Source organism: Paraniabella hibiscisoli (assembly GCF_022512515.1).
GTDB classification, from domain to species: Bacteria; Bacteroidota; Bacteroidia; order Chitinophagales; family Chitinophagaceae; genus Niabella; species Niabella hibiscisoli.
In genome coordinates, this window is the sequence record NZ_JAKWBK010000001.1 from 3,161,686 (window position 1) to 3,182,305 (window position 20,620).

The 20,620-nt window shown below is 42.7% G+C and carries 19 protein-coding genes and 2 pseudogenes; 10 read left to right on the top strand and 11 right to left on the bottom strand.

The genetic code is table 11. From position 1 onward, the window contains the following. Positions 1 to 35 precede the first annotated feature (35 nt). From MKP07_RS19755 to MKP07_RS19805, 11 genes and pseudogenes are all read right to left on the bottom strand, one after another. Positions 36 to 1,262, bottom strand: a complete 1,227-nt coding sequence (locus MKP07_RS19755) for a DUF4998 domain-containing protein (RefSeq protein ID WP_240848710.1) — start codon at positions 1,260 to 1,262, stop codon at positions 36 to 38. Next, complete coding sequence (locus MKP07_RS19760) at positions 1,228 to 1,569, bottom strand: DUF5000 domain-containing lipoprotein (RefSeq protein ID WP_240848711.1); 342 nt, start codon at positions 1,567 to 1,569, stop codon at positions 1,228 to 1,230. Before MKP07_RS19760 ends, MKP07_RS19755 begins: the two co-directional genes overlap by 35 nt. Beyond that, positions 1,473 to 2,483 (bottom strand): DUF4959 domain-containing protein, encoded by a 1,011-nt coding sequence (locus tag MKP07_RS19765; RefSeq protein WP_240848712.1) that lies wholly within the window; start codon positions 2,481 to 2,483, stop codon positions 1,473 to 1,475. Before MKP07_RS19765 ends, MKP07_RS19760 begins: the two co-directional genes overlap by 97 nt. 18 nt (positions 2,484 to 2,501) lie before the next feature. Further along, a pseudogene (locus MKP07_RS42780) lies at positions 2,502 to 3,499 on the bottom strand (RagB/SusD family nutrient uptake outer membrane protein). Continuing rightward, entirely contained in the window at positions 3,472 to 4,413 is a 942-nt protein-coding gene (locus MKP07_RS19780) for a RagB/SusD family nutrient uptake outer membrane protein (RefSeq protein WP_240848714.1), read from the bottom strand. The pseudogene MKP07_RS42780 and the gene MKP07_RS19780 overlap by 28 nt, the downstream one beginning before the upstream one ends. Before the next feature lie 21 nt (positions 4,414 to 4,434). Then, positions 4,435 to 7,683: a SusC/RagA family TonB-linked outer membrane protein gene (locus MKP07_RS19785; RefSeq protein ID WP_240848715.1), complete on the bottom strand. Its 3,249-nt coding sequence runs from the start codon at positions 7,681 to 7,683 to the stop codon at positions 4,435 to 4,437. A 144-nt stretch (positions 7,684 to 7,827) separates the two neighbouring features. Continuing rightward, the gene (locus MKP07_RS19790) at positions 7,828 to 8,301 is read right to left on the bottom strand and encodes an SLC5/6 family protein (RefSeq protein WP_240848716.1); all 474 of its coding nucleotides are present in this window, start codon (positions 8,299 to 8,301) and stop codon (positions 7,828 to 7,830) included. A gap of 82 nt (positions 8,302 to 8,383) precedes the next feature. Then, positions 8,384 to 8,539: a hypothetical protein gene (locus MKP07_RS39045; protein WP_262919384.1), complete on the bottom strand. Its 156-nt coding sequence runs from the start codon at positions 8,537 to 8,539 to the stop codon at positions 8,384 to 8,386. A 94-nt stretch (positions 8,540 to 8,633) separates the two neighbouring features. Beyond that, positions 8,634 to 9,482 (bottom strand): annotated as a pseudogene (locus tag MKP07_RS19795) (sodium:solute symporter family transporter); the annotation flags it as partial. A gap of 36 nt (positions 9,483 to 9,518) precedes the next feature. After that, on the bottom strand, positions 9,519 to 10,004 hold the full coding sequence (locus MKP07_RS19800) for an aldo-keto reductase family protein (protein WP_240848717.1): 486 nt from the start codon (positions 10,002 to 10,004) through the stop codon (positions 9,519 to 9,521). Continuing rightward, positions 10,004 to 10,513, bottom strand: coding sequence for a GntR family transcriptional regulator (locus MKP07_RS19805; protein WP_240848718.1), 510 nt, complete (start codon positions 10,511 to 10,513; stop codon positions 10,004 to 10,006). Before MKP07_RS19805 ends, MKP07_RS19800 begins: the two co-directional genes overlap by 1 nt. Positions 10,514 to 10,708: 195 nt before the next feature. Here MKP07_RS19805 and MKP07_RS19810 point away from each other — a divergent pair, with 195 nt between their 5' ends. From MKP07_RS19810 to MKP07_RS19855, 10 genes are all read left to right on the top strand, one after another. Next, positions 10,709 to 12,916 (top strand): alpha-amylase family protein, encoded by a 2,208-nt coding sequence (locus tag MKP07_RS19810; protein ID WP_240848719.1) that lies wholly within the window; start codon positions 10,709 to 10,711, stop codon positions 12,914 to 12,916. Positions 12,917 to 13,018: 102 nt separating this feature from the next. Then, complete coding sequence (locus MKP07_RS19815) at positions 13,019 to 13,588, top strand: AraC family ligand binding domain-containing protein (RefSeq protein WP_240848720.1); 570 nt, start codon at positions 13,019 to 13,021, stop codon at positions 13,586 to 13,588. Beyond that, positions 13,561 to 13,854, top strand: coding sequence for a helix-turn-helix domain-containing protein (locus tag MKP07_RS19820; protein WP_240848721.1), 294 nt, complete (start codon positions 13,561 to 13,563; stop codon positions 13,852 to 13,854). The genes MKP07_RS19815 and MKP07_RS19820 overlap by 28 nt, the downstream gene beginning before the upstream one ends. 952 nt (positions 13,855 to 14,806) lie before the next feature. Then, entirely contained in the window at positions 14,807 to 15,097 is a 291-nt protein-coding gene (locus tag MKP07_RS19825) for a carboxypeptidase-like regulatory domain-containing protein (protein ID WP_240848722.1), read from the top strand. After that, a complete protein-coding gene (locus MKP07_RS19830; protein WP_240848723.1) occupies positions 15,070 to 15,654 on the top strand; it encodes a TonB-dependent receptor plug domain-containing protein in 585 nt (194 codons plus the stop codon). The genes MKP07_RS19825 and MKP07_RS19830 overlap by 28 nt, the downstream gene beginning before the upstream one ends. Beyond that, positions 15,621 to 16,940, top strand: coding sequence for a SusC/RagA family TonB-linked outer membrane protein (locus MKP07_RS41305; protein ID WP_240848724.1), 1,320 nt, complete (start codon positions 15,621 to 15,623; stop codon positions 16,938 to 16,940). The genes MKP07_RS19830 and MKP07_RS41305 overlap by 34 nt, the downstream gene beginning before the upstream one ends. A gap of 14 nt (positions 16,941 to 16,954) precedes the next feature. Next, positions 16,955 to 17,836 carry a SusC/RagA family TonB-linked outer membrane protein gene (locus MKP07_RS19840; RefSeq protein WP_240848725.1) on the top strand — a complete coding sequence of 294 codons (882 nt, stop codon included), beginning with the start codon at positions 16,955 to 16,957 and terminating at the stop codon, positions 17,834 to 17,836. 30 nt (positions 17,837 to 17,866) lie between these two features. Beyond that, the gene (locus MKP07_RS19845; protein ID WP_240848726.1) at positions 17,867 to 19,246 is read left to right on the top strand and encodes a RagB/SusD family nutrient uptake outer membrane protein; all 1,380 of its coding nucleotides are present in this window, start codon (positions 17,867 to 17,869) and stop codon (positions 19,244 to 19,246) included. 41 nt (positions 19,247 to 19,287) lie between these two features. Next, positions 19,288 to 20,115 carry a hypothetical protein gene (locus MKP07_RS19850; protein WP_240848727.1) on the top strand — a complete coding sequence of 276 codons (828 nt, stop codon included), beginning with the start codon at positions 19,288 to 19,290 and terminating at the stop codon, positions 20,113 to 20,115. 29 nt (positions 20,116 to 20,144) lie between these two features. Beyond that, complete coding sequence (locus MKP07_RS19855) at positions 20,145 to 20,501, top strand: hypothetical protein (protein WP_240848728.1); 357 nt, start codon at positions 20,145 to 20,147, stop codon at positions 20,499 to 20,501. Positions 20,502 to 20,620: the final 119 nt, after the last annotated feature.

Genomic DNA, 20,620 nt, shown 5'->3' on the forward strand with positions numbered 1-20,620 from the left:
CTGAGTAATATTACTATACTGGCTGTCTCCGCTGGCTACTTTTTTATCCTGATCCTTATATAACGTACTGGTGGCGGATTGCTCTTCAACGTGGTTTTATACGGGGCTATTCCATTATCTGTTCTTTGTACATCTGCCAAAAGAGTCCATCCGCTTGCAGCCATTTGCGTTGCCCAATTCGAATTGTTTCCTTCGAGAGAAGGTACAGTTAAACTGTTACTTCCCCAAATTTCATAATCCACAGGATTGTGACAGCAATCCCTTCCGATCATTTCCATAGCATTTAACTTGTTATAAACAGCACCCATATCGAAACTGATAGGGTAGGGCAGTGATTTATTACCATTGCTATGAAAACAGTTTTGCCATCCCTGTGGCGATGTTGCGCCATCCCAAATTTGCCTTAGTGAAGTCTCATAAGAGCCATCCCAGGATTGGCCATCTCCGTACAACGATAGCTCTTTAAATAAACTTTTATCGGCGGCTATCACTGTTGCAACAGGAATGGTATCTATAAAATTAGTAGCAAAAGTATCAATTGCTATACTATTAGGTGCATAGTATGATTGATAGGTAACCCGTGAACCGATCTTATAGTCAGGAATAATGATACTATTATCTCCGGCTTTGATATAAGCATCTTTTTCTGTTCCGGATAAGCTGGTGTAGCGAATTCGGGTTGTAATATTTACGGTGTCAGGTACCAGGAAATTGATCTTTAAACGGGATATATTCCCATTATCAAATCCGGTAGGACTGGCGTCCAACGGGCGGTTATAAAGGTTGTTTTGATAAGTAGATCCATATACCCGTGCATTTGAAATTTCTGTTGGTATAGACCTGTTACCTTTCTCGTCGTAAGAGTATACAAAGAATGAATAAGTATACTCCTGGAGGTTAGCTATGATGGTTTGTATGGTGTCTGTGGGGCGATGTGTGTTGGCCGGAACTATCAGAGAATCGGAGCCATTGTTCCAGAATACTACATACTTGCTGATACTCTGGTCGGGGCTTGGGTTCCAGCCTAAAACGACTCTTTTGTTTCCTGGTCTTGCAAAAGCGTTGGTGATTTTGCCGGGATATTTTATCTCAGTATTGTTTAAAAAAGATTTAAAGTCGTCAGGATCGGTGCTGCAGGCTGCAAAACTTAATAGTAATATTGCTACGGCCCAGCCGGTATATATTTTTGTTTGTTCATGACAATAAAATTTGTAGTCAATCAATGCGTTACCTGGGATCTCCCCAAAATGACAGTTCGGCAATATTGAAAAAATTGTTAGTTAGGGATACATTCTGTAAACACTGGAGTCTTATATAACGCACTTTAGGTAAGTCCAGCGAAAAGTCATAACTGAACCCGGCATTCCAGAACTGCAGATCCGCATCGGTATATTGCGGATTGGGTAAACCGGACGGTTTATCTTTTAACCTGAAGTAACCGAGATTGATCCAGCCATTGGCAGTTGCTTGTCCTACTGCAGGCAGGTTATCTGCATTGGGTAAGGTCTCGTCGGTTGGCGTAGAAGTTCTACCCCATAATACCCAGGTGAGGGGGCTCCTGCCTGCCATAGCCAGTTGCCGCTTCCGTCAATACCCCTGTTCCAAATGGTATATCGACTTAGCTTGGCGCTTTGCCCTATGTCGAAGGTAATGGTGGCCGGCCAAACCAAAGGTTGAATGGGTTGCTCCGTATGATAACCGGGTGAGCCGGTATTGCCGTTCCACAGGTTAGACATTACCCAGCCAAATCCTGTTCTTGCATCTGAAGGCAAACGGTATTCACTGAAGCGGGATTTGTCTATCAACGTTTCATAAATAGGCTTTATAGTAGAGAAAACAGTGTCGGAAATATTTCCCCACTGATCTGTTACATAAATACCAAACTGCTTGGGAATGGTGTCGTATCCGCGCAGGCTATAACTAATAGAGTCAGAATTGGTATAGTTCTGATTTACAATCTCCAGTTGCCTGGTAGTCGCATCCTGTGCAATGGTTATAATACCGATGTTGGCTTTGAGTTTGTTTACCACGTCTATTTTTACGCCTCCGAAATCATTTCTCATCGATACGGTGGGTAATGCCAATAAATAGGGTGGGGTATCAGGACGTACCGTAACAACGATGGAATCTGAGGATACATTAGCCCGGCTTACGGTTCTCAATACCACCTGGTACTCTTTACTTTCGGCAAAGCCACTCACCGTAATGCTATCAGAGTAGTAAGATGATTTGGTTTGCCGGCTTGCCGTATTATTGATCTTATAGTTGGCCTGTACGTACAGTATATTGTCAGATTTGGGTAAAGTGTAAGTGATATACGCGCCACCGTTAAAATTTACCACTTTTACATTAGATACCGGATCTGGCTTTGTTGTGTCGCCCGATACTGTATCATTATAATCGCTTACTTTTTGGCAGGCAACAAGTGTAAACAGTATCCCGAGGAAAAGGATGAGTAGTTTGCTATTGTTTGTAGTGAACATGGATATGAATTTTAACTGTTACCAATAAGGAGTTTGTACAAGATTAGGGTTGACCAGCATATCATAATCCTGTATAGGGAATAAGTAATCTCTTAGCCCAAAGGAAGGCTGATATACAGTTGAAAGCTGATAGTAGCCATTAACGGTTTTATTAAAAACGCTCCATCCCTGGAAGGGAGTAGATAATACGGCCTGTAGTTCCTTCCATCTGCGTAAGTCCCATCCTGCCTGTCCTTCAAAAGCAAGCTCAATTCTTCTTTCCTGGTGAATGATCTGGCGAAGCCCGTCTTTTGTATTAGGTTTTCCGGGTGTTCTTGAATATTTACTCCAGGCATTTACTACGCCTTCCAATCCGGCCTTTGCTCTTATCTGGTCAATGAGTGTGTAAACCTCGCTAGAAGGTCCATTTGCTTCATTTAAACATTCTGCATATAAAAGATAAAGACCTGATAATCTCATAAAAGTCCAGGGATATTGAAACCATACCGAGTTTTGTCCCGGAACGGATAAGTAAGAAACCAGTTTTTGGGCCAGTATCCCGTAGCATTATACCGGAGTCTGTCAGGTGGAGCGGCAAAACCATCTACGGCATTTACATAGTTCGAAACCCGGTCATCAGTAGTACCGGAGCCAAACCAGTTGGCGCCATCAAAAGAAACACTGGCATAATACCGGGGCTCTCTAAAAAAATTACCCTTTGCGGTGGTATATCCTTTCCTTATATAGTAAAAATGCTGGTCATCTCCAGTCTGCGTTTTATACCGGTTAGGAAAATCCCAGTTCTTGTCTTCATTAATAGGAACTCCATTATTTGTATAAAAGATCTCACTTTCTGCAATAGGTACCGAAAAGTTAGAGTAAACAGCAAATACATTAGCCGCAGCTTCGGACGTTACTCTCGGCATAGCCATGTATTGCCAGCCAAAATAAGGGTTTAAGGTCCATACCTGCTCCGAGTTCCAGCCGTCAACAAATGCACCCTGAAGCGTTAACAATTTTCGGGTAGTATCAGACATGCGTACAATATTGCCAACTGTACGTAACTGGTAGAAGCTATTGCCGGCAGCCTGTGCTGCATCGATAGCTGCTTTACAGGCAGCTGCCGCCCGCTGCCATTTAGCGGGGTCTGTTGCTGTTGGGAAAAGATTAGTTCCGTCTTTCTTTTGAACCCTGCATAATCAGGATTGCCGTTAAACAAGGGGCTGGCTTGGGTGGTTAATACTTCTGCTTTGACGGCCATTGCTATAGCCGATGTAACCCTGCCCGCTTCGGCTGCCGCATTCTGAATAGCCGGTGGCAAACCAGCCGCCGCTTCATCCAGTAAGTTCACCACATAATTAAAACAGGAGTCTAAAGGTTGTTGCTCCTGCCTCACCTCCTGGGTAGTGGCATTAATGGCAATCGCTTTATCTGCAATAGGAATGGCACCATACATCCTGATCAGCCAGTAGTGGTAGTAGGCCTTTAAAAATTTTGCCTCAGCTACCCAGCGTGTTTTCTGAAAAGTTTGTATGTCCAGCGGCACATTAATGTTGTCTATAAAAGTGTTACACATCCGGATGGATTCGTACAGTTTTAATCCCATGTTGTAACCATCCCAGTAGTTTAGAACCGGATTAGCACTGTTTTGTAAACCGCGCATAAGGTTAAAGCCTACATCGCCGCCTGCGCCGCCTAATGTGGTTTGGTCCTGCATATTTACAGGAAATAATACTTCCCCTGAGGATGTAAATCCTGCATTGCGCCTAATGTCTGCCAACTGCTGCAAATTGGAATAGCAACCAAATAGATAAGCTTCTGTTTCATTGGCATTAGAAAATGAACTGCTCAGTGTGGCTACATTATCGGGAATCACATCGAGATACTTACCACAGGACGGTGCTGATAGCAGGAATATAGCAATCGTGATATAACTTAAAAGGACTTTCATTGTGTATTCTTTAAGTAGAAATTAGAAGTTGAGTTTAAGCCCAAGGTTGTATACCTTCTGGATAGGATAGGCAAAGCCGTTGCCCGCCTGCTCTACATCCCATAGTTTAAATTTGCTGAAGGTAATAAGGTTTAGTCCGCTGAAGTAGAGCCTCACATCATCCATGAAAACTTTTTTGGACCAGTTACGTGGCATGGTGACACCGGCTTCCAAAGACTTTAATCTCAGGAAAGTGCCATCTCTGAGCCACCAGGTACTTTGTTGCTGGTTATTAGGAATGTCTATTACAGACAACCTGGGCCATAAGGCATACAGGTTTTGGTTCTCTTCAGACCAATGATTATCTGCGTATGCCTGTAGTATTTGTGCATTGTTGGCGAAAGGAGCGGTACCAAAGCGTCCGCTTCCAAAATCTGTAGCGGAGGACGGGTCTATGAAGAATGATGATCTGGCCGACCCCTGGAAGAATGCACTGATGTCAAACATTTTATATCCAATCGAAAATCCAAATCCATAAATAACCTGCGGTGTAGAAGGTAACCCGATAGGTACCTGGTCGTCCTGGTTGATAATACCGTCTCCGTTAATGTCGCGGTATTTAATATCACCGCCCATAGGAAGTGTATTGCCAAATTGCTGTATAGGAGAGTTGGCAGCTTCTTTGTCATCTACAAAAAGACGCTCAGCAATGTATCCAAAGGGTTGACCAATGGGCTGCCCCGAGTAAAAACGATAATTGTACCTGTATTCGGGCTCTTCCCAGTGTCCAACTTTATTGGAGGTCCAGGTTAAATTGCCCAACACAGAAGCCCATAAATCTTTACTGATCGTTTGTTTGTAGTTGACGTTTAAATCAATACCTTTTGAAGAAGCTGTTCCGAGGTTTGATTGGAGGTTGTTGTTGGCTGAGCCCTCAATACCAACTGTAATGGGTATATATCCTCTCCTGATAAGGATATCATACCGGTTTTCCTGGTATACTTCCGCTACTATATTCAGCTTGTCAAAGAAGGTGATCTCGGCGGCTAAATTTGATTTTTTTGATTTTTCCCAGGTTACATCAGGATTAGGATATGCGTAAATTGCGGTACCATTTTTTCCGATAGAGTTATTGGTTCCAAAGACGGCGCCCGGGCCGCCATTAGGCTGTACGCTGGATAGGTAAAAGAATCTTTGACTCCCTATATTGTCGTTACCCACCATTCCGTAGCTACCGCGCAGCTTCAGCCTGGTTATTACTTTAGAAATATTTTCACTCCAGAACTTTTCATTTGATACAACCCAGCCGGCGCCTACTGTTGGGAAGAAACCCCAGCGATGATCTGCCGCAAAGCGCTCTGACCCATTATATCCAAAGTTGAACTCAAAGAAATACTTATTACTATACGAGTAGCCTGCCCTTCCTGAAAATCCTAAGTTTCTGAAAGGTAATGAATAGAGTAATGAAGGGGCGTTCGTTAACGGATCATTGGCGTTGGGATTGATGGTTTGTTGCCTGGTACCAACGAGGGAGGCAGTTACATTATGATCTTCGAAACGTTTGTCGTAGTCTAATCTACCCTGCATATACAAATAGGTATTTACACTTTTACCACCCGGGTTGAAATTCAGAAATTCCTGAGCCTGTCCTGGCTGGTTATTAAGCCAGTTTAGTGCATAACTGCCGGTTTGCAGATCGTATCGTTGAAGCGAATAGTAGAAGGGCAGGTAATTGCGACTTACATCTGAATAAGCGTACCGGTTGGTGCTGAACAAACCCGAGAAAACGAGACCCGGGGTTATAAAACTTAATTTTTGGTTGAGCTCAAACTGGGCGGACATGCGAGATTCGTTAAAGCTCTTGTATCCATACATTAATGAAGCATACGGATTGTTTTGCAGGCTTCCAGTGTTAGTTATATTGTTGCCAAAAAGGATATGCCTGGTATTACGGTTAGCACTATCAGGTAAATAGTAAGCTGGAAAATCAACCGGGTTGGCATGTAATACCTGGGAATAAAGATCTGTGGCAAAAGAAGAACCCTGGTTAGAAATAGGACCTATGTAATCGTTAAAATTACCCCATAACCTAACGTTTACATCCGTAGTATTGGTGATTTTCAGACCCGTATTGGCCCTGAGCTGGTAATTCTCAAATTTCATTCCTGAGTTGAAATTATTGACAGGATTTACTTTTAGTATACCGTTATCGTTTGAATAGGACCCGGCTATATAGTATTTCGCATTGGTATTTCCGCCACTTACACTAAAATTCGCCCTCTGTGTGGTTGTTCTGTCTTTAAACAGTTCATCCATCCAGTCTACAGCAGGATATACATAGGGATTTGCTCCACCTGCTCCGTTAAGAGTATTCTGAGTGCCCTGTATCTTATTTTGATCATACCGGGGTGTTGCCAGGGGATTTCTCGTGATCAGTGCTTCGTTGTATAGCTTCATATAACTGATAGGGTCGGCCAACTCTAAACTTTTTGTAGGCATGGAGTACGCTGTTTCAACACGCAGGTCCACTTTTGCCTTACCCATTTTACCATCTTTTGTAGTAACCAAAATAACGCCATTGGCGCCTCTGGCACCATACAGCGCTGCGGCGCTCGCATCCTTTAAAATAGAGAAGCTGGCAATATCATCCACCTGCAAACGTGCGAGGTCATTCGCTGATAGTTCTATATTATCTACCAGTATAAGCGGGCTCGCACTATATCCCAAAGTGGTTACGCCGCGGATAAAAAAGTTAGAATTGTCGAGCCCCGGCTGGCCTCCCCGCTGAAAAGAGATAACACCGGCTATTTTCCCCGCCATTGCATTCGTTAAGTTACTTGCAGGTATTTTCAATTCTCCCGGCTGTATGGTGGTCACTGACCCAACCACTGCTTCTTTTCTTTCTTTTCGTCCGAAAGCAGTAACTACTACTTCATCACCCGCCTGGAATACCGTTTGAGTCATGAGGATGTCTATACTCTTGGTGTCTACTGTAACATAGGCCGTTTCATCCGAAAACCCAACGTAGGAAAAGCGCAAAGAGTCGCCGTCATTTACGTCCAGTACAAAACGTCCGTTTTTGTCGGTTGCTGTTCCAACCTTTTGTTTGTTTGAGATGATAATATTAACGCCGTCCATCATTTTTCCCGAACTATCTCTTACGGTTCCAATGATCGGTCTGGTTTGCGCCTGGGCCAGGCAGCAGGCTAAAAGCAAAGCTACCAGCATCCAGGTACGGCATAGAAAGGAGTTTCGTTTCCCTCCCGAAATACAAGGCAATCGGTTATTCATTTTAAGCAATTATTAAAAAAGTGAGTCAAGCAAATCAGTAAAAAGCAATCTGTACTATACTATACTATACCAAAATTAATATTTAATTTTTTACAAACAAATTTTTTTGGATTTATCTACATTTCAATCAGGATGGCTAAATTATCATGAACCTGCGGCTGGTACAATAGACATTTTTATGAAAAGAATGTACAATTCTCTGTGCGCTTCGCAATGCTTATTTTGCAATACCCAGGGGCGAAAAAGAAAGAACATTCCGGTCATTAAAGCAATCAGCAAAAAATAGTAGATATACCGCTGCTTCCAGGGAGTAAGATTCACTTTGGCGTGATTCTCTATGACAAAGGGGTGTTCGCGGGGCATCCATCGGCCTATTAACAACATAAGCAGGCTGGTTACTATAAATAGTATCGCCAGTATATGAAGATAATGAAGGCCGGTATCAACGAACAGCTGGGTAGCGATATAAGTAGATACGAAGAAGATCAGTCCTGCTTTAGCCGCTATGGCCGGCACTTTACGGGTTATCAAACCTACCAGCATAATGGTGAATACCGGTACACTAAAATAGCTGGCTACCTTTTGCAGGTAGCTGTAAAAGCCACCGCTAAAAAACATGATATAGGAGAGAAGATAATAGCAGTTAATGTAATCCCTAACTGGATGAGTCTTCCTCTTTGCACCAGTTTTTTGTCGTTAATTACATAGTTTCTTTTTCCAGCCAGGGTTTATAAAGATTCATCGTAAATAACGTGCCGATACTGTTCAGGCCAGCGTTGAAAGTGCTTAAGGCTCCGCCAAACACAATTGCCGCAATAAGACCTGTAATGAGTGGAGGTAACGTGCCTGTAACCATTTTGGGAAAAACCTGCGTGGTGTTTTTCCAAACCAGGGTATAGCTGTAAGGCTATGAGTCCCGGTACATTTAAAAGGATTGGTGCAAATAGTTTTCCAACACAGGCCAGGGAAATACCTTTTTGGCTTTCTGCCAGGTTACGCGCCGCCAGCGACTGCTGAACAATATATTGCTCCATGCCCCAGTAATAGATATTAATGATGAGCATGCCTGTGAATAGTGTGCCAAAGGGTATCGGCGTTCCAGGTTTTCCTATGGCGTTCAGATGCTCCCGGTTATTGCCCAGAAGCTTGTCAACACCAACGGTCAGACTCCCGTCTCCTAAAAACTTTAATCCAACCCAGGTGATCAGTATGCCGCCTGCTACCATGCTGATCCCTTGTACTATATCATTAATAGTAATAGCTTTTAGTCCACCTAGTATGGCGTACAGGCAACCCGTTACACCAATAAAAGCTACCAGCAACCTGATAGTAGTGAAATAGTCGAGGCCCAATAAAGTGTCTAGCTGAAAAATACCATTCATAGCTACAGCACATCCATAGAGCACCGCTGGAACCAGGTTGATCGCATAGCTTAAAAGAAAGATAATGGATACCAGCCGCTGTGTTTGTTTGTCAAACCTGATTCCCAGGAAATCGGGAGTAGTCATCGCTCCGATTCGGAGATACACCGGCATTAAAAACTCCGACACCAGTATCATCGCCAATATAGAGCTCATGCCCCAGCACATAACCGTCATATTGGTAGTGTACACAAATTCGTTTTCGCCTACGAACTGGTTGGCGCTCATATTGGTTAAAAAGAGTGAGCAGCCCACCATCCAGAAATTAAGGCTTCTGCTTCCCAGGTAATGACCAACGGTCGTTTTGCTTTGCTTCCGGGTAGTATATACCGAAACTGCTGCAGCAATTACCAGTAAGAGGAAAAAGCTGATAAACATAGTTAGAGTTTATAAATTAAAGAGAACCTCGCCTGATCAGAACCGTGGGAATTGTTTCCTGTATTTTTTGCGATGAAGAATAAACTCCGCTGCTCTTTCCGCCATCGTTTCAAAACTGGTAGAATAGGTGGTAATACCGTCAAATATGATCTCTTTTACAATTTCATCATTATGCGATAATATACCAAGATCCTTCCCAAGTTTTAGCTTTTTATGCTTGGCGTCCTTTAACATCATCCATAGCTCTGCATTATTGATAGTGAAATATACATAGCCGGCTTCAATGGACCCTGGAATATATTCGGGCAGTATAGCGTGCCTGACTTTAAAATCTTTTACAAATTGTTGAAATGCCTGGAGGATTTCTTCAGGTGTATCTGAATTGGGCCGATGATAATACAGCATTTTTTTAAAACTCTTGATAGCGGGGGCCAGCTGGGCAAATGCAGCATACGATGAATGATAAAACTCCTGGGTGACATGAGAAACATCATTAGCCAGGGGCAAATGCCGGTCAATCATCAGGAATTTATCCTTAGGTAAAGAGTTGAGGATGGCTCCTGATTTTTATGTGGAATGGGCGCTACCACATACATATTATACTTGCCACGTACCCGGTCAATAATGCTTTCGAAAACGTCGATATTATTGTGATGGAAAAAGATATCAATATGCGTTTGTTTACCCAGGCGATTTCTGAAGGTTTTATAAAATACTTCCTGGAAACTATCGAAAGCGAAGATGATCAATGCAATTCTGAGCTGGCTGCGGGTATTTTCCTTCGCCAGAAAAAAGCCTATCCTGTTTTTGGATTCTACTATGCCACGGCTGATCAGCTCCTTATAAGCTTTGGCAATGGTTTCGCGGGCAAATCCTAACTCAGTAATTAAATTGTTGACAGAAGGAAGCATATCTCCTTTAGAAATGGCCTTGTTATCTACGGCATTTAGAAATCCCTGAACGAATTGTTCATGTTTGGATAGCCCGGAAATATGCTCCATTTCCCTGATATGATCGTATACGGTTTGCATGGCAATTGTTATTATAGCAACAGTACATTACTATGCTGCTCTTTTTCAAAATTATACTATACTATTCTATTAGTATAATTTTTTTATTTTGCAGATAATTATCCAGCGAAAGCGGACGATTGTCTATCCGATTTAATGAGCTTTTACTCATTTTTGAGAATGCCTGGCTCAGGGCATGCTTGCAAAATAAATGATATGAAAAAAACAAATAAATGGCTGTTGCTTAGTTTATTGCTGCTGGTTATCCAGGATAGGGTATCTGCACAAACTTTCCGGAATTTCAAAGATAGTATGGTGATCCAATCGCCTTTTTACCGGGTAGTGATTGATAAGAAAGAAGGTAAGAGTAGCTATTTTTTTCAAGACGGCAGCTTTCTGAAGCACGCAACGGCGATGATAAAGGAACCTGGAGGGCAAATGTTTAGCAGTGATCAGTTTACACAGCATGAAATTAAGGTGCAATCGATCAATGATGCCATAGGAAGGGGACAGCGGATAAATATAGTGCACCAAAAGCCGGGCATAGGGCTAAAGCTGGTGCAGTCTGTTGCTGTTTATACGGCACAGCCGTTTTTTGTGGTAGGGCTTACAGCTACCAGTTTAAAGAATGAGGTGTTGACTGTAAACTACATGAGCCCCTTGGTGATGACAAAACTACATGGTGGAGCGGGCTTTGTAAAGGGAAACGAGCCCCGGGTACTGGATATGCCCTTTGATAATGACAACTGGACCAAAGTATTGACGGCTAAATGGAAGCCGGAAACGGTTCGGGGTGTGGGTTACAGCTTTTCTTCTTTATATGATGCAGAACAGCTTTCGGGGTTGGTGGTTGGCGCTGTTACCCATGATTTCTGGAAGACGGGTATACAGTATATATTATCTGCTCAAAAAAACCGGCTTGATTCATTTATTGTTTATGGCGGTACCGCTACACCCGATAATAGTTCATTGCCGGCTGAATATGGTGGTAACGACGGTACTCATGATATGGTAGCACATGGTTCGATGGTGGGCAAGACAGTTGTAGGTCCGGAGATTTTTGTTTGTGGTTTAAAGAACCGCACAGCAGCTTTTGAAGCTTACGGGAAAGTGAACCAAAAGCTAAACGTCTCGTTAAAATGGAGTTCGAACGCTCCATTTTATTGGAATAGCTTTGGTGTGGAAGGCGTTTTGGGATATGAAAAGCGGATGATGCCTGATGGGGTACTGGCGATATCAGACTATATCGCTTCTTTAAAGCATTTTTCCGCTAACAAAAAAGTGTACATGAGCATCGACTCTTATGATCAGGGTATTTACAATAAAGATGTGTTGAAGTCAATCAGGGAGCATTGTATACAAAATAACCAGGAGCTGGGTTTTTATTTTATTCCGTTTGCAGTATGGACCTGGAAATCTTCTGTAGAAAAAGACAAACTGCAGTATACCGATGACTATATACGCGATGTGACATTGAAAGACAACAACGGCAAAACGATTGTATACAAGGATGGAGAATTTGGTGCATTTCCGCTTGATCCCACTCACCCGGCAACCCGTAAACGTATCATAGGCGAATTAGAAAAGGCGAAAGCCATTGGTGCACGATTTTTAAAGATCGATTTCCTTACAGCAGGTGCACTAGAATCGACCAGCCGGTATGACCCGAACACGCGCTCAGGATTGCAGGCTTACAATCAAGGAATGAGTATGTTAAAGAAATTGATCGATTCGATACTCGGACCGGACGTATTTATTACACAGGCTATATCACCCACTTTCCCCAGTCAGTATACTCATATTCGTTTTCTCTCTACTGATGTTTATTCGCATTTAAGAAATGACCAGAAAGGTTTTCCGCATTATGGTAGTACAGCCGCTTCCATGATCAGCTCTTCGCATTTGGGATGGATGCAGGGAAGCTTATGGCCCTTTACCAATATGGATGTATCGGTAATGAAACAGTTTCAAAAGAATAATGCAATCAGTGAACAGGATGTAAAAGTGCGTTTGATCACAATGGCTGTTATGGGTAGTGCCTTAGGCGATGGTTCTGATTTCAGGGATAGTATAACAAGAGCGAGGGCATCTCTGTTTTTAGATAACCCTGCTCTTTGCCTTTATTTTGAGCAACCCCGGGCATTTCAACCACTTAAAGTGGCTGACGGGTTAAGCGAAGATCAGCAATTGAGCTTTTACCTGCCAGGCGATACCATTAGCGCCGCCATCATAAACTTTGATACTACCCGATCTTTTGAATATGTCTTCCTGCAGGAAAAACTAAAATGGAAAAATAGATCCTATATTATCAGGGATTTTTTGACGAACGAAGAGCTGGGCGTCATTCAACCGGGGGCAGCCTCGTTTCGTTTGACAACCGGAGCCAGAGATGCGTGTTGGGTGAAATTGGTAGAGAATAACTAATAAAGTATTTTAGTACATCTTTCATCTTACAATTATGCCTGGAAAAAGTCAAACTGATATTGTTAAAAAAAGGATGGATTCAAAGGGCAGAAAGCAATTGTTTTGCCTCGCCAGGTGATCCGGGTTTGCCAGGATCAGCAGTTGTTGTCTAACCTGTATGTAACAGATATTGGTTATTATCCAAGGGCAGCCTTTCATTTCCGTGAGCGGGAGCATGGTTGCAGCCAGCATATCCTGATCTATTGTACAGGAGGTAAAGGATGGGCTATCATTGCAGGTAATAAACTAACTATTAAAGAGGGGGAGTACCTGGTGATACCTGCTGATGTGAAACATCGGTACGGGGCTGATGAAGACCAGCCCTGGTCTATTTACTGGGCACATTTTAATGGAGTATCTTCCGGTAATTTCATAGAACTGCTGTTAAAGAATTGTATTCATCATGTGGGCAGCGCTATTTACAATGAAAAACGAACCATACTTTTTGACGATATCTACCGCACGTTGGAGTCGGGGTATAGTGTAGATCACCTGTTTTACCTGAATATGATGTTTTCAAGTTACCTGGGTACTTTCTGTTTCCCGCAATTTCTAAATCCGCCCTACCAGGAGGAAAAAGCAAGATTGATATCGTTGTTGAATACATGCAGGAGCATATTATGGAAACGGTAGCATTAAAAGATCTAGCCTCACTGATACACATGTCTTCCTCTCATTTCTCGGCTATGTTCAAAAATAAAACGGGTCATTCTCCATTAGAATATTTTAATCATTTAAAAATTCAAAGGGCGTGTCAGTACCTGGAGTTTACCGACATGCCCGTAAAAGAACTTTGTTATACATTGGGCCTGGAAGATCCGTTCTATTTTTCACGTTTGTTTAGTAAGTACATGGGAGAGTCGCCACTACACTACCGTAAACGGAAAAGATTTTTATAAAGCGGCAACTTCCGGCTGAGTAGCGTGTATAAAAGCTCCCAGGTGACAGGGGGCCTGCACTTTTACCTGATTGAAATACTTCAGTGCTTCCGCTGAATGATCAAGACCTAAATGTCCCAATGCCGCCAGTTAATGACAAGCTTATTTTTGATATCCAGGTCGTCATAAAAGATCGTCAGATCGGGCAACGACACCGGGAAAAATCAATACGGATGGTATCATTTTCGTAATCTCTTGCATAGTTAATCAACTTCTGAAATTTTGCCCGGCTTCAGCGGTCCTGTCCGGCTTTTCTAATGCCAGTCCCCGGTAAAATATCTTGCCTGGTTGGTTGAATTTGTGTTGATGGTCGATAGCAATTGAGATCCTTATTATGTAAATATGATAAGAAAACTGTACAGCTACATGGATTGTGCACCGAAAAACATAGACATTTTTTATGATCGTGTTAAAGAGGTGTGTTAATCATTTGTAATGAGGCCCCGGAGTGCTTTTCAGAACAATAATTGTAAAAGCCTCATTTAAAATTTGGTAGAAACAAAAAGTTTAATATTTTTGTCTACTAAAATAATAGACTATTTGCTGTTAACCACCAGCAGCAAGAATCTAAACTAAAAAAAATGAACCAGTCAGGAAACTATGTGTGGTACACAACAGGCCGTCTTTTTCTCTATAAGATGGCTGCAAATTCATTAGAGTCGTCAGTTACTTCATCTTCTTTATGCTGTTGTTGTAGCTAACTGTTTCTCGTTATTTCCATCATCATCACTTTAAGGTAAGGCTATCCTAAGCAGTGTTCTTCGTTGATTGGGTTTGTAAAACTCAATAACGATGAATATTCAGTAGGATTTTTTTGCAATAGCCTTACTATAAGTAATTCATTAAAACGTGCATCAGTTGCCGGTGGGATTGCTATGTCTATAGCCAACCGGGCAACCAACTATTCAAAAAAATGAGCAATCAAACAAACATTTCTTCTTATGGTATACTATTTTGTGTACTATTTCTTTTCGTTACCCCTTTATTAAGGGCACAAAATCCACCTACCGTTAATTCTATACTGGAAGGTACCGTAGCAGATGAAATTACGAATCAGCCTTTAGAGGGCGCTAATATTGCTATTGAAGGTGTGACCAACCAAACTACCACTAACGCCAGGGGGCAGTTTGAACTACGTACCGGGCAAAAATTTCCTTATAATATCATTATAACTTTGTGGGTTATGAAAAGAAAATTGTTTTAGCCAATGGTTCGCCTATACATGTAAAACTCACCCCGGCCAAAAGCCAGCTGGATGATGTAGTGGTGGTGGGATATGGTACCCAGCGCCGGTCAGATGTGGTAGGGTCTATTGCCAAAATCAATGCAGGTGAAGTAAATAAAATACCCGTAGCCAGCTTTGACGCGCAGATACAGGGTAAGGCGGCAGGCTTGCAGGTAATTACCAACTCGGGTGTTCCCGGTGAAAGTATTTTCCTGCGCCTGAGGGGAACTACTTCCATTAATTCAAGCAGCGATCCTTTATATATTATAGACGGGGTGTTCTTAAATAACACCAGTTTGCAAACTACCAACCTGGGAGGTAGGAGCAGTTCTCCCTTAGCGGATATTAACCCTGCGGATATTGAGTCGATAGAGTTGCTGAAGGATGCTTCGGCAACGGCTATCTATGGTTCCCGTGGTGCTAACGGCGTAGTGATCGTAACAACCAAAAAGGAAGTTACGCAAGCAAAACCAAGGTTGATATTAATGTTTCCAATGGCTGGGTGGAGGCAGATAAGTCGGTATTGCCCGACCTGATATCCGGACCGGAAGCAGCAACGCTGGTAAATGAGTATTGGGTGAATTCTGGTCAGGCAGCTCAAAGCCCCTTCAGGCCTGTTTCGCAGGGTGGCCTGGGCGCACCTGAAGATCAGCAGACCTATGATCGTTTAGCTTTTTTATTAAGAAAAGGATATATACAGGATTATAATATCGGTATCCAGGGAGGAAGCAACAACTCAAGGTATTACCTGGGTGCAGGTTATACCGACCAGGATGCCTTCTTTAAAGTGATTGGTTTTAACCGGGCCAGCATCAAGTTTAATTTTGATCAGCAGTTATCGAAAAAGGTGAAGATAGGTCTTACCAACAGTATTTCCCGAAGCTACCGGAACCAGGCCCGTTTGGGCGACGGTCCTCAAGGGCGATTATGGGGATCGGCTATAACCGGCTCTACTTATAGTTCAACGCATGATGCATCAGGGGCACTAATTGGTTTGGAAAATACTTATTCATTGGTTGATAATTATGATGTGAACACCGTCAGCCTTCGCTATGTGGGAAGCGCATTTGCCGAATTTAATATACTGGAAGGATTGAAGTTTAAATCGAGCATCAGCACTGATTATAATTTGTATGATGAATATCAATACTGGAATAGTGCAACTTCTATAGGATCTGCGGTTAATGGAAAGGCTATTGAATCGGTAACGCAAAATAATGCCTGGATCAATGAGCAGGTATTAACTTATAACAGGAAATTTGATGCACACAATATTACGGTGTTGTTGGGGAATACCTTACAGAGCAATACGTTGAAATATACTTACGCGGAAGGCAATGGTTTTGCTAACTCCAACTACAAACTCATTTCTTCCGCCGCTTCAACACTGGCAAGTGATCGCTGGACCAAACACTCTATTGCTTCTTATTTTGGTCGTATCGGTTATTCCTTTGAAGATAAATATTTTGCTGAGGCAAGCTTCAGGTCAGATGCGTCTTCCAAATTTGGTAAGAACAACCGCAGAGGGTATTTCCCGGCAATCGGTGCCTCCTGGAGGTTAAAGAAAGAAAACTTCCTGCTTGATGTATCCTGGATCAGCGATCTGAAGCTGAGAGCTTCTTATGGCATTACGGGTAACCAGGCAGGAATTGATGATTTTGCGGCCAGGGGTTTGTGGTCGGGTGGAAGTCCTTATGCGGATGTGTCGGGTACTCCTTTGGCAGGCATTGGCCCACTGCAGTTGGGTAATGATGACCTGCGCTGGGAAAAAACGGCACAAACCAGCCTTGGTTTAGATGCCTCTTTTTCAAAGACCGCCTGAATATTACTTTTGATGTGTATAATAAATACACTTCAGACCTGCTGTTGCAAAGACCCGTTCCCGCTTCCTCAGGATTTTCAGTTTACTGGGCTAACGTAGGAGAAGTGAGCAACAAGGGTTATGAGCTAACGATCAATTCAACTAATATCAGGAACCAAAATTTTAACTGGACAACCAGCTTTAATATTTCGGGTAACCGGAACAGGATTGAGAAATTACCTACCCAGATCACGCAGTACACCAGGGATTGGGTGATATTAAAAGAAGGTTACTCTCTAAATTCTTTCTGGTTATATGAGCAATTGTATGTGGATCCGGCAACCGGTAATCCTGTATTTAATGGTCAGGATGAAAATGGTGTGGTTACCGCTGAAGACAGAAAAATACTACATAATTTCTATCCTAAGTTCTATGGCGGTTTAACCAATACGGTACGATTTAAGCAGTTTGATCTGGGAGCGCTCTTTTCGTTTCAGTATGGAAGCTACGCACTCAACCTGCAACGTTTTTTCCTGGAGCGTAACCCCGGCACCGGTGCCAATGCAACATTGTTGAAAAGATGGCAGAAACCCGGTGATTTAACAGACGTGCCCAGATTGACATCTGCCGGATACAATTATACTTTGGATCAGAATAGCCGTTACCTGGAAGATGCTTCGTTCCTAAGACTAAGGCAATTGTCGCTTGGATATAGCCTGCCTGAATCTCTTGTTGACAGGATAAGGCTCAATAATGTCCGTTTATATGTTGTAGCATCTAATTTATTTATCCTGACTAAATATACCGGTGATCCTGAAACGAGTGTTACCTCTAATCCTAACGCACAGGGTCTTGGCGGCTTTGGTACGCCTCCGCAGCCCCGCAGTTTCCAGTTTGGCATCAACGTAACCTTCTAGCTTTTTCTTATTACAAAACAGTTTATTGATATGCAACATAAAAAATATTCGCTCTATTCTTTCCTCCTGCTCAGTATTGTTTCTGGTTTCCTCGCTTCCTGCAAAAAGTTCCTGGATGTTGAGCCCAAGACCGCTACCTCAGACCAGGTTACCATTGTAGACGAAGCTTCTGCCAGAACTGCGGTGAGAGGTATTTATAATCAATTAGAGTCAAACGATTATTATGGATATAATTTCCCTTTGTTAGGAAACCTGTCTGGTGATAACGTGCAGTATACCGGGAGCCAGGCCGTAAATAAAACATTAACTACACATACGGTGAGAGCAGATTTAGGTCCACTGGCTAGTGTTTGGACGAGTATTTACAACACTATTAACAGGGCCAATAATGTAATCGACAAAGTACCTTCTTTAAACACCACTACTACGTTCACAGAAGCGGTGAGAAACCAGCTTACGGGTGAAGCTTATTTTCTCCGTGCGTTGGCTTATTTTGACCTGGTAAGAACCTGGGGTGGTGTGCAGCTGATTCTTAAACCTACACAAGCAGCCGGTAGTATTACCAATGTAGCCAGGAGCTCAGCTCAGGATAGCTACGCCCAGATATTAAAAGACCTGGAGGCAGCTGAGACCCTGTTGCCAGGAACTACTAACCGCATACGGGCTACTAAAAAAACAGTATGGGCCTTAAGAGCCCGCTATCATTTATACCTGAAGGAATGGGCTGCCGCTATCGATTATGCGGGCAGGTTGATTGGTGATACAGAAAACTATGGTCTGTTGACGCCTTACAGCACTTTCTTTGCCAACAACGCATCTAATACCCGCGAGTCTATTTTTGAGCTTTATTATAATACCACTGTTACCAATACCCAAGCTTACAACTGGCAGCCTTCATCAAGAGGTGGTATTGGTTGGGTACGACCTTCGGATGCATTTGCAACTGTACTGAGTAATGCGGCTACAGTGGGCGACAGAACGCAATTGCTGATCAACGTTCCGGCAAATGGCATTGCTACCTGGTATGGAAATCTGTATTACAGAACCAACGGGACCGACCCTGCTTATATTATTCGCCTGGCAGAATTATACCTGATCAGGGCTGAGGCAAGGGCTAGTTTGCCCACTCCGGATATAACGGGATCCAGGGAAGATCTCAATAAGATCAGGAACAGGGCTAACCTGGGTTCACTGTCGTTGAATACTGCGCCCGAATTATTAACCGCTATAGAAAATGAAAACCGCTATGAGTTTGCATTTGAAAATCATCGTTGGTACGACCTGGTGAGAACAGGAAGGGCACAGGCTGTTTTAGGTATTACCGATGCAACCAAATTGTTGCTTCCTATTCCTTATTCCCAAATATTGGTAGATGGCAGTTTAACCCAGAACCCGGGATATGGAAACTAATAGCAGCAATGATTTTTATTACCTGATCAATAATCTGTCTTATGTCTCAACCCATATTTAATAAGCCCTGGACAAAAGGAGCGCTAGTTGCTTTCAGGCTGGTTTTTATTTTCCTGCTTGTTTTGTCAATACCCTTTGACCGGCTTTTATTTGAGTCCGTTAAAAATGCACCTTTTAGTTTTGAAACTGCTTTTCAACTGTTTACTTACAACACGTCTTTTGTTGCCGAAAGCCAGAGTGTCAATCATCCTTTCGACGGATACTGGAATTGGTTGATCGCACTGATTATTGCTGTTGCGGGCACCATAGTTTGGAGTATAGCGGACAAGAAGACTATGGAGTATAACCGCCTTTATTATTTCCTGAGAGTTTTTGTTAGGGTGAGATTGGCGCTGGCGGTTATTACCACCGGGATCATTAAGTTGTTGCCGCTGCAATTGCCGCGGCCTTCTTTAAGTGACTATCATACGGAATACGGTGATTTTCTTAGCTGGAAAATCTATTATCTCAGTACGTCTATTACGTTTGCAGGATACGTACCAGCTATAGGGCTGCTGGAGTTGCTGGGCGGTATTCTTTTGCTGTTCAGGAAAACGGCTGCTATAGGTTCAGGCTTATTGATCGCTGTACTGTCTAATGTCGTGATCTCAAATTTTGTATTTGATATCGGCGAACAAGTGTATAGCTCTTTGTTGCTCTTGCTGGCTGTTTTTATTTTCTCCTACGATTTCCCCAGGTTTTATTCGCTCTTGTTTTTAAGAGTTAAAACAACACCTGATCCATATTGGGCTAATAGCTCCGCTGTACGTGCAACGGCTAAGAAAGCGTTGAGAGCTGCTTTTGTAGTGGTATTTGTTTTTTTGGCATAGGGGCTTATCGTTCCTACTCCAGTTCGCAGTTGCCTTATTCTCCCCAAGCCGGTATAAAAGGCACCAGGGGTTATTACAACGTGTCATCTTTTGTTTATAATAAAGACACGCTGCCTTATTCCCTGGTAGATCCGGTTCGCTGGCAAAATGTAGTATTTGAGTCCTGGAATACGATCAGCATTAAAAATAATGAGCCGGTTATAATAGACAGTACAAGACCACGACTGCTTTGGCACCCTGATTCTTTAAAGAATTTTGACAAGATAGGTAATGCCGGCCGGCATTTTTACAGGTATACCTATTCGCCAGGCGGCAATAACCGATACCATTTACAGCTATTTGAAAAAGTACGAACACTAAAAAGTACGACCTGGATATCCGGATAGCTGATAGTGTTATTTATGCACGCGGCGCAGATAATAAAGGTGATTCTTTACATATAGCCCTGGCGCGGTATTCAAAGACCTATCTTTTAGACGCAGGACGACGAAAACCTATCAGGATT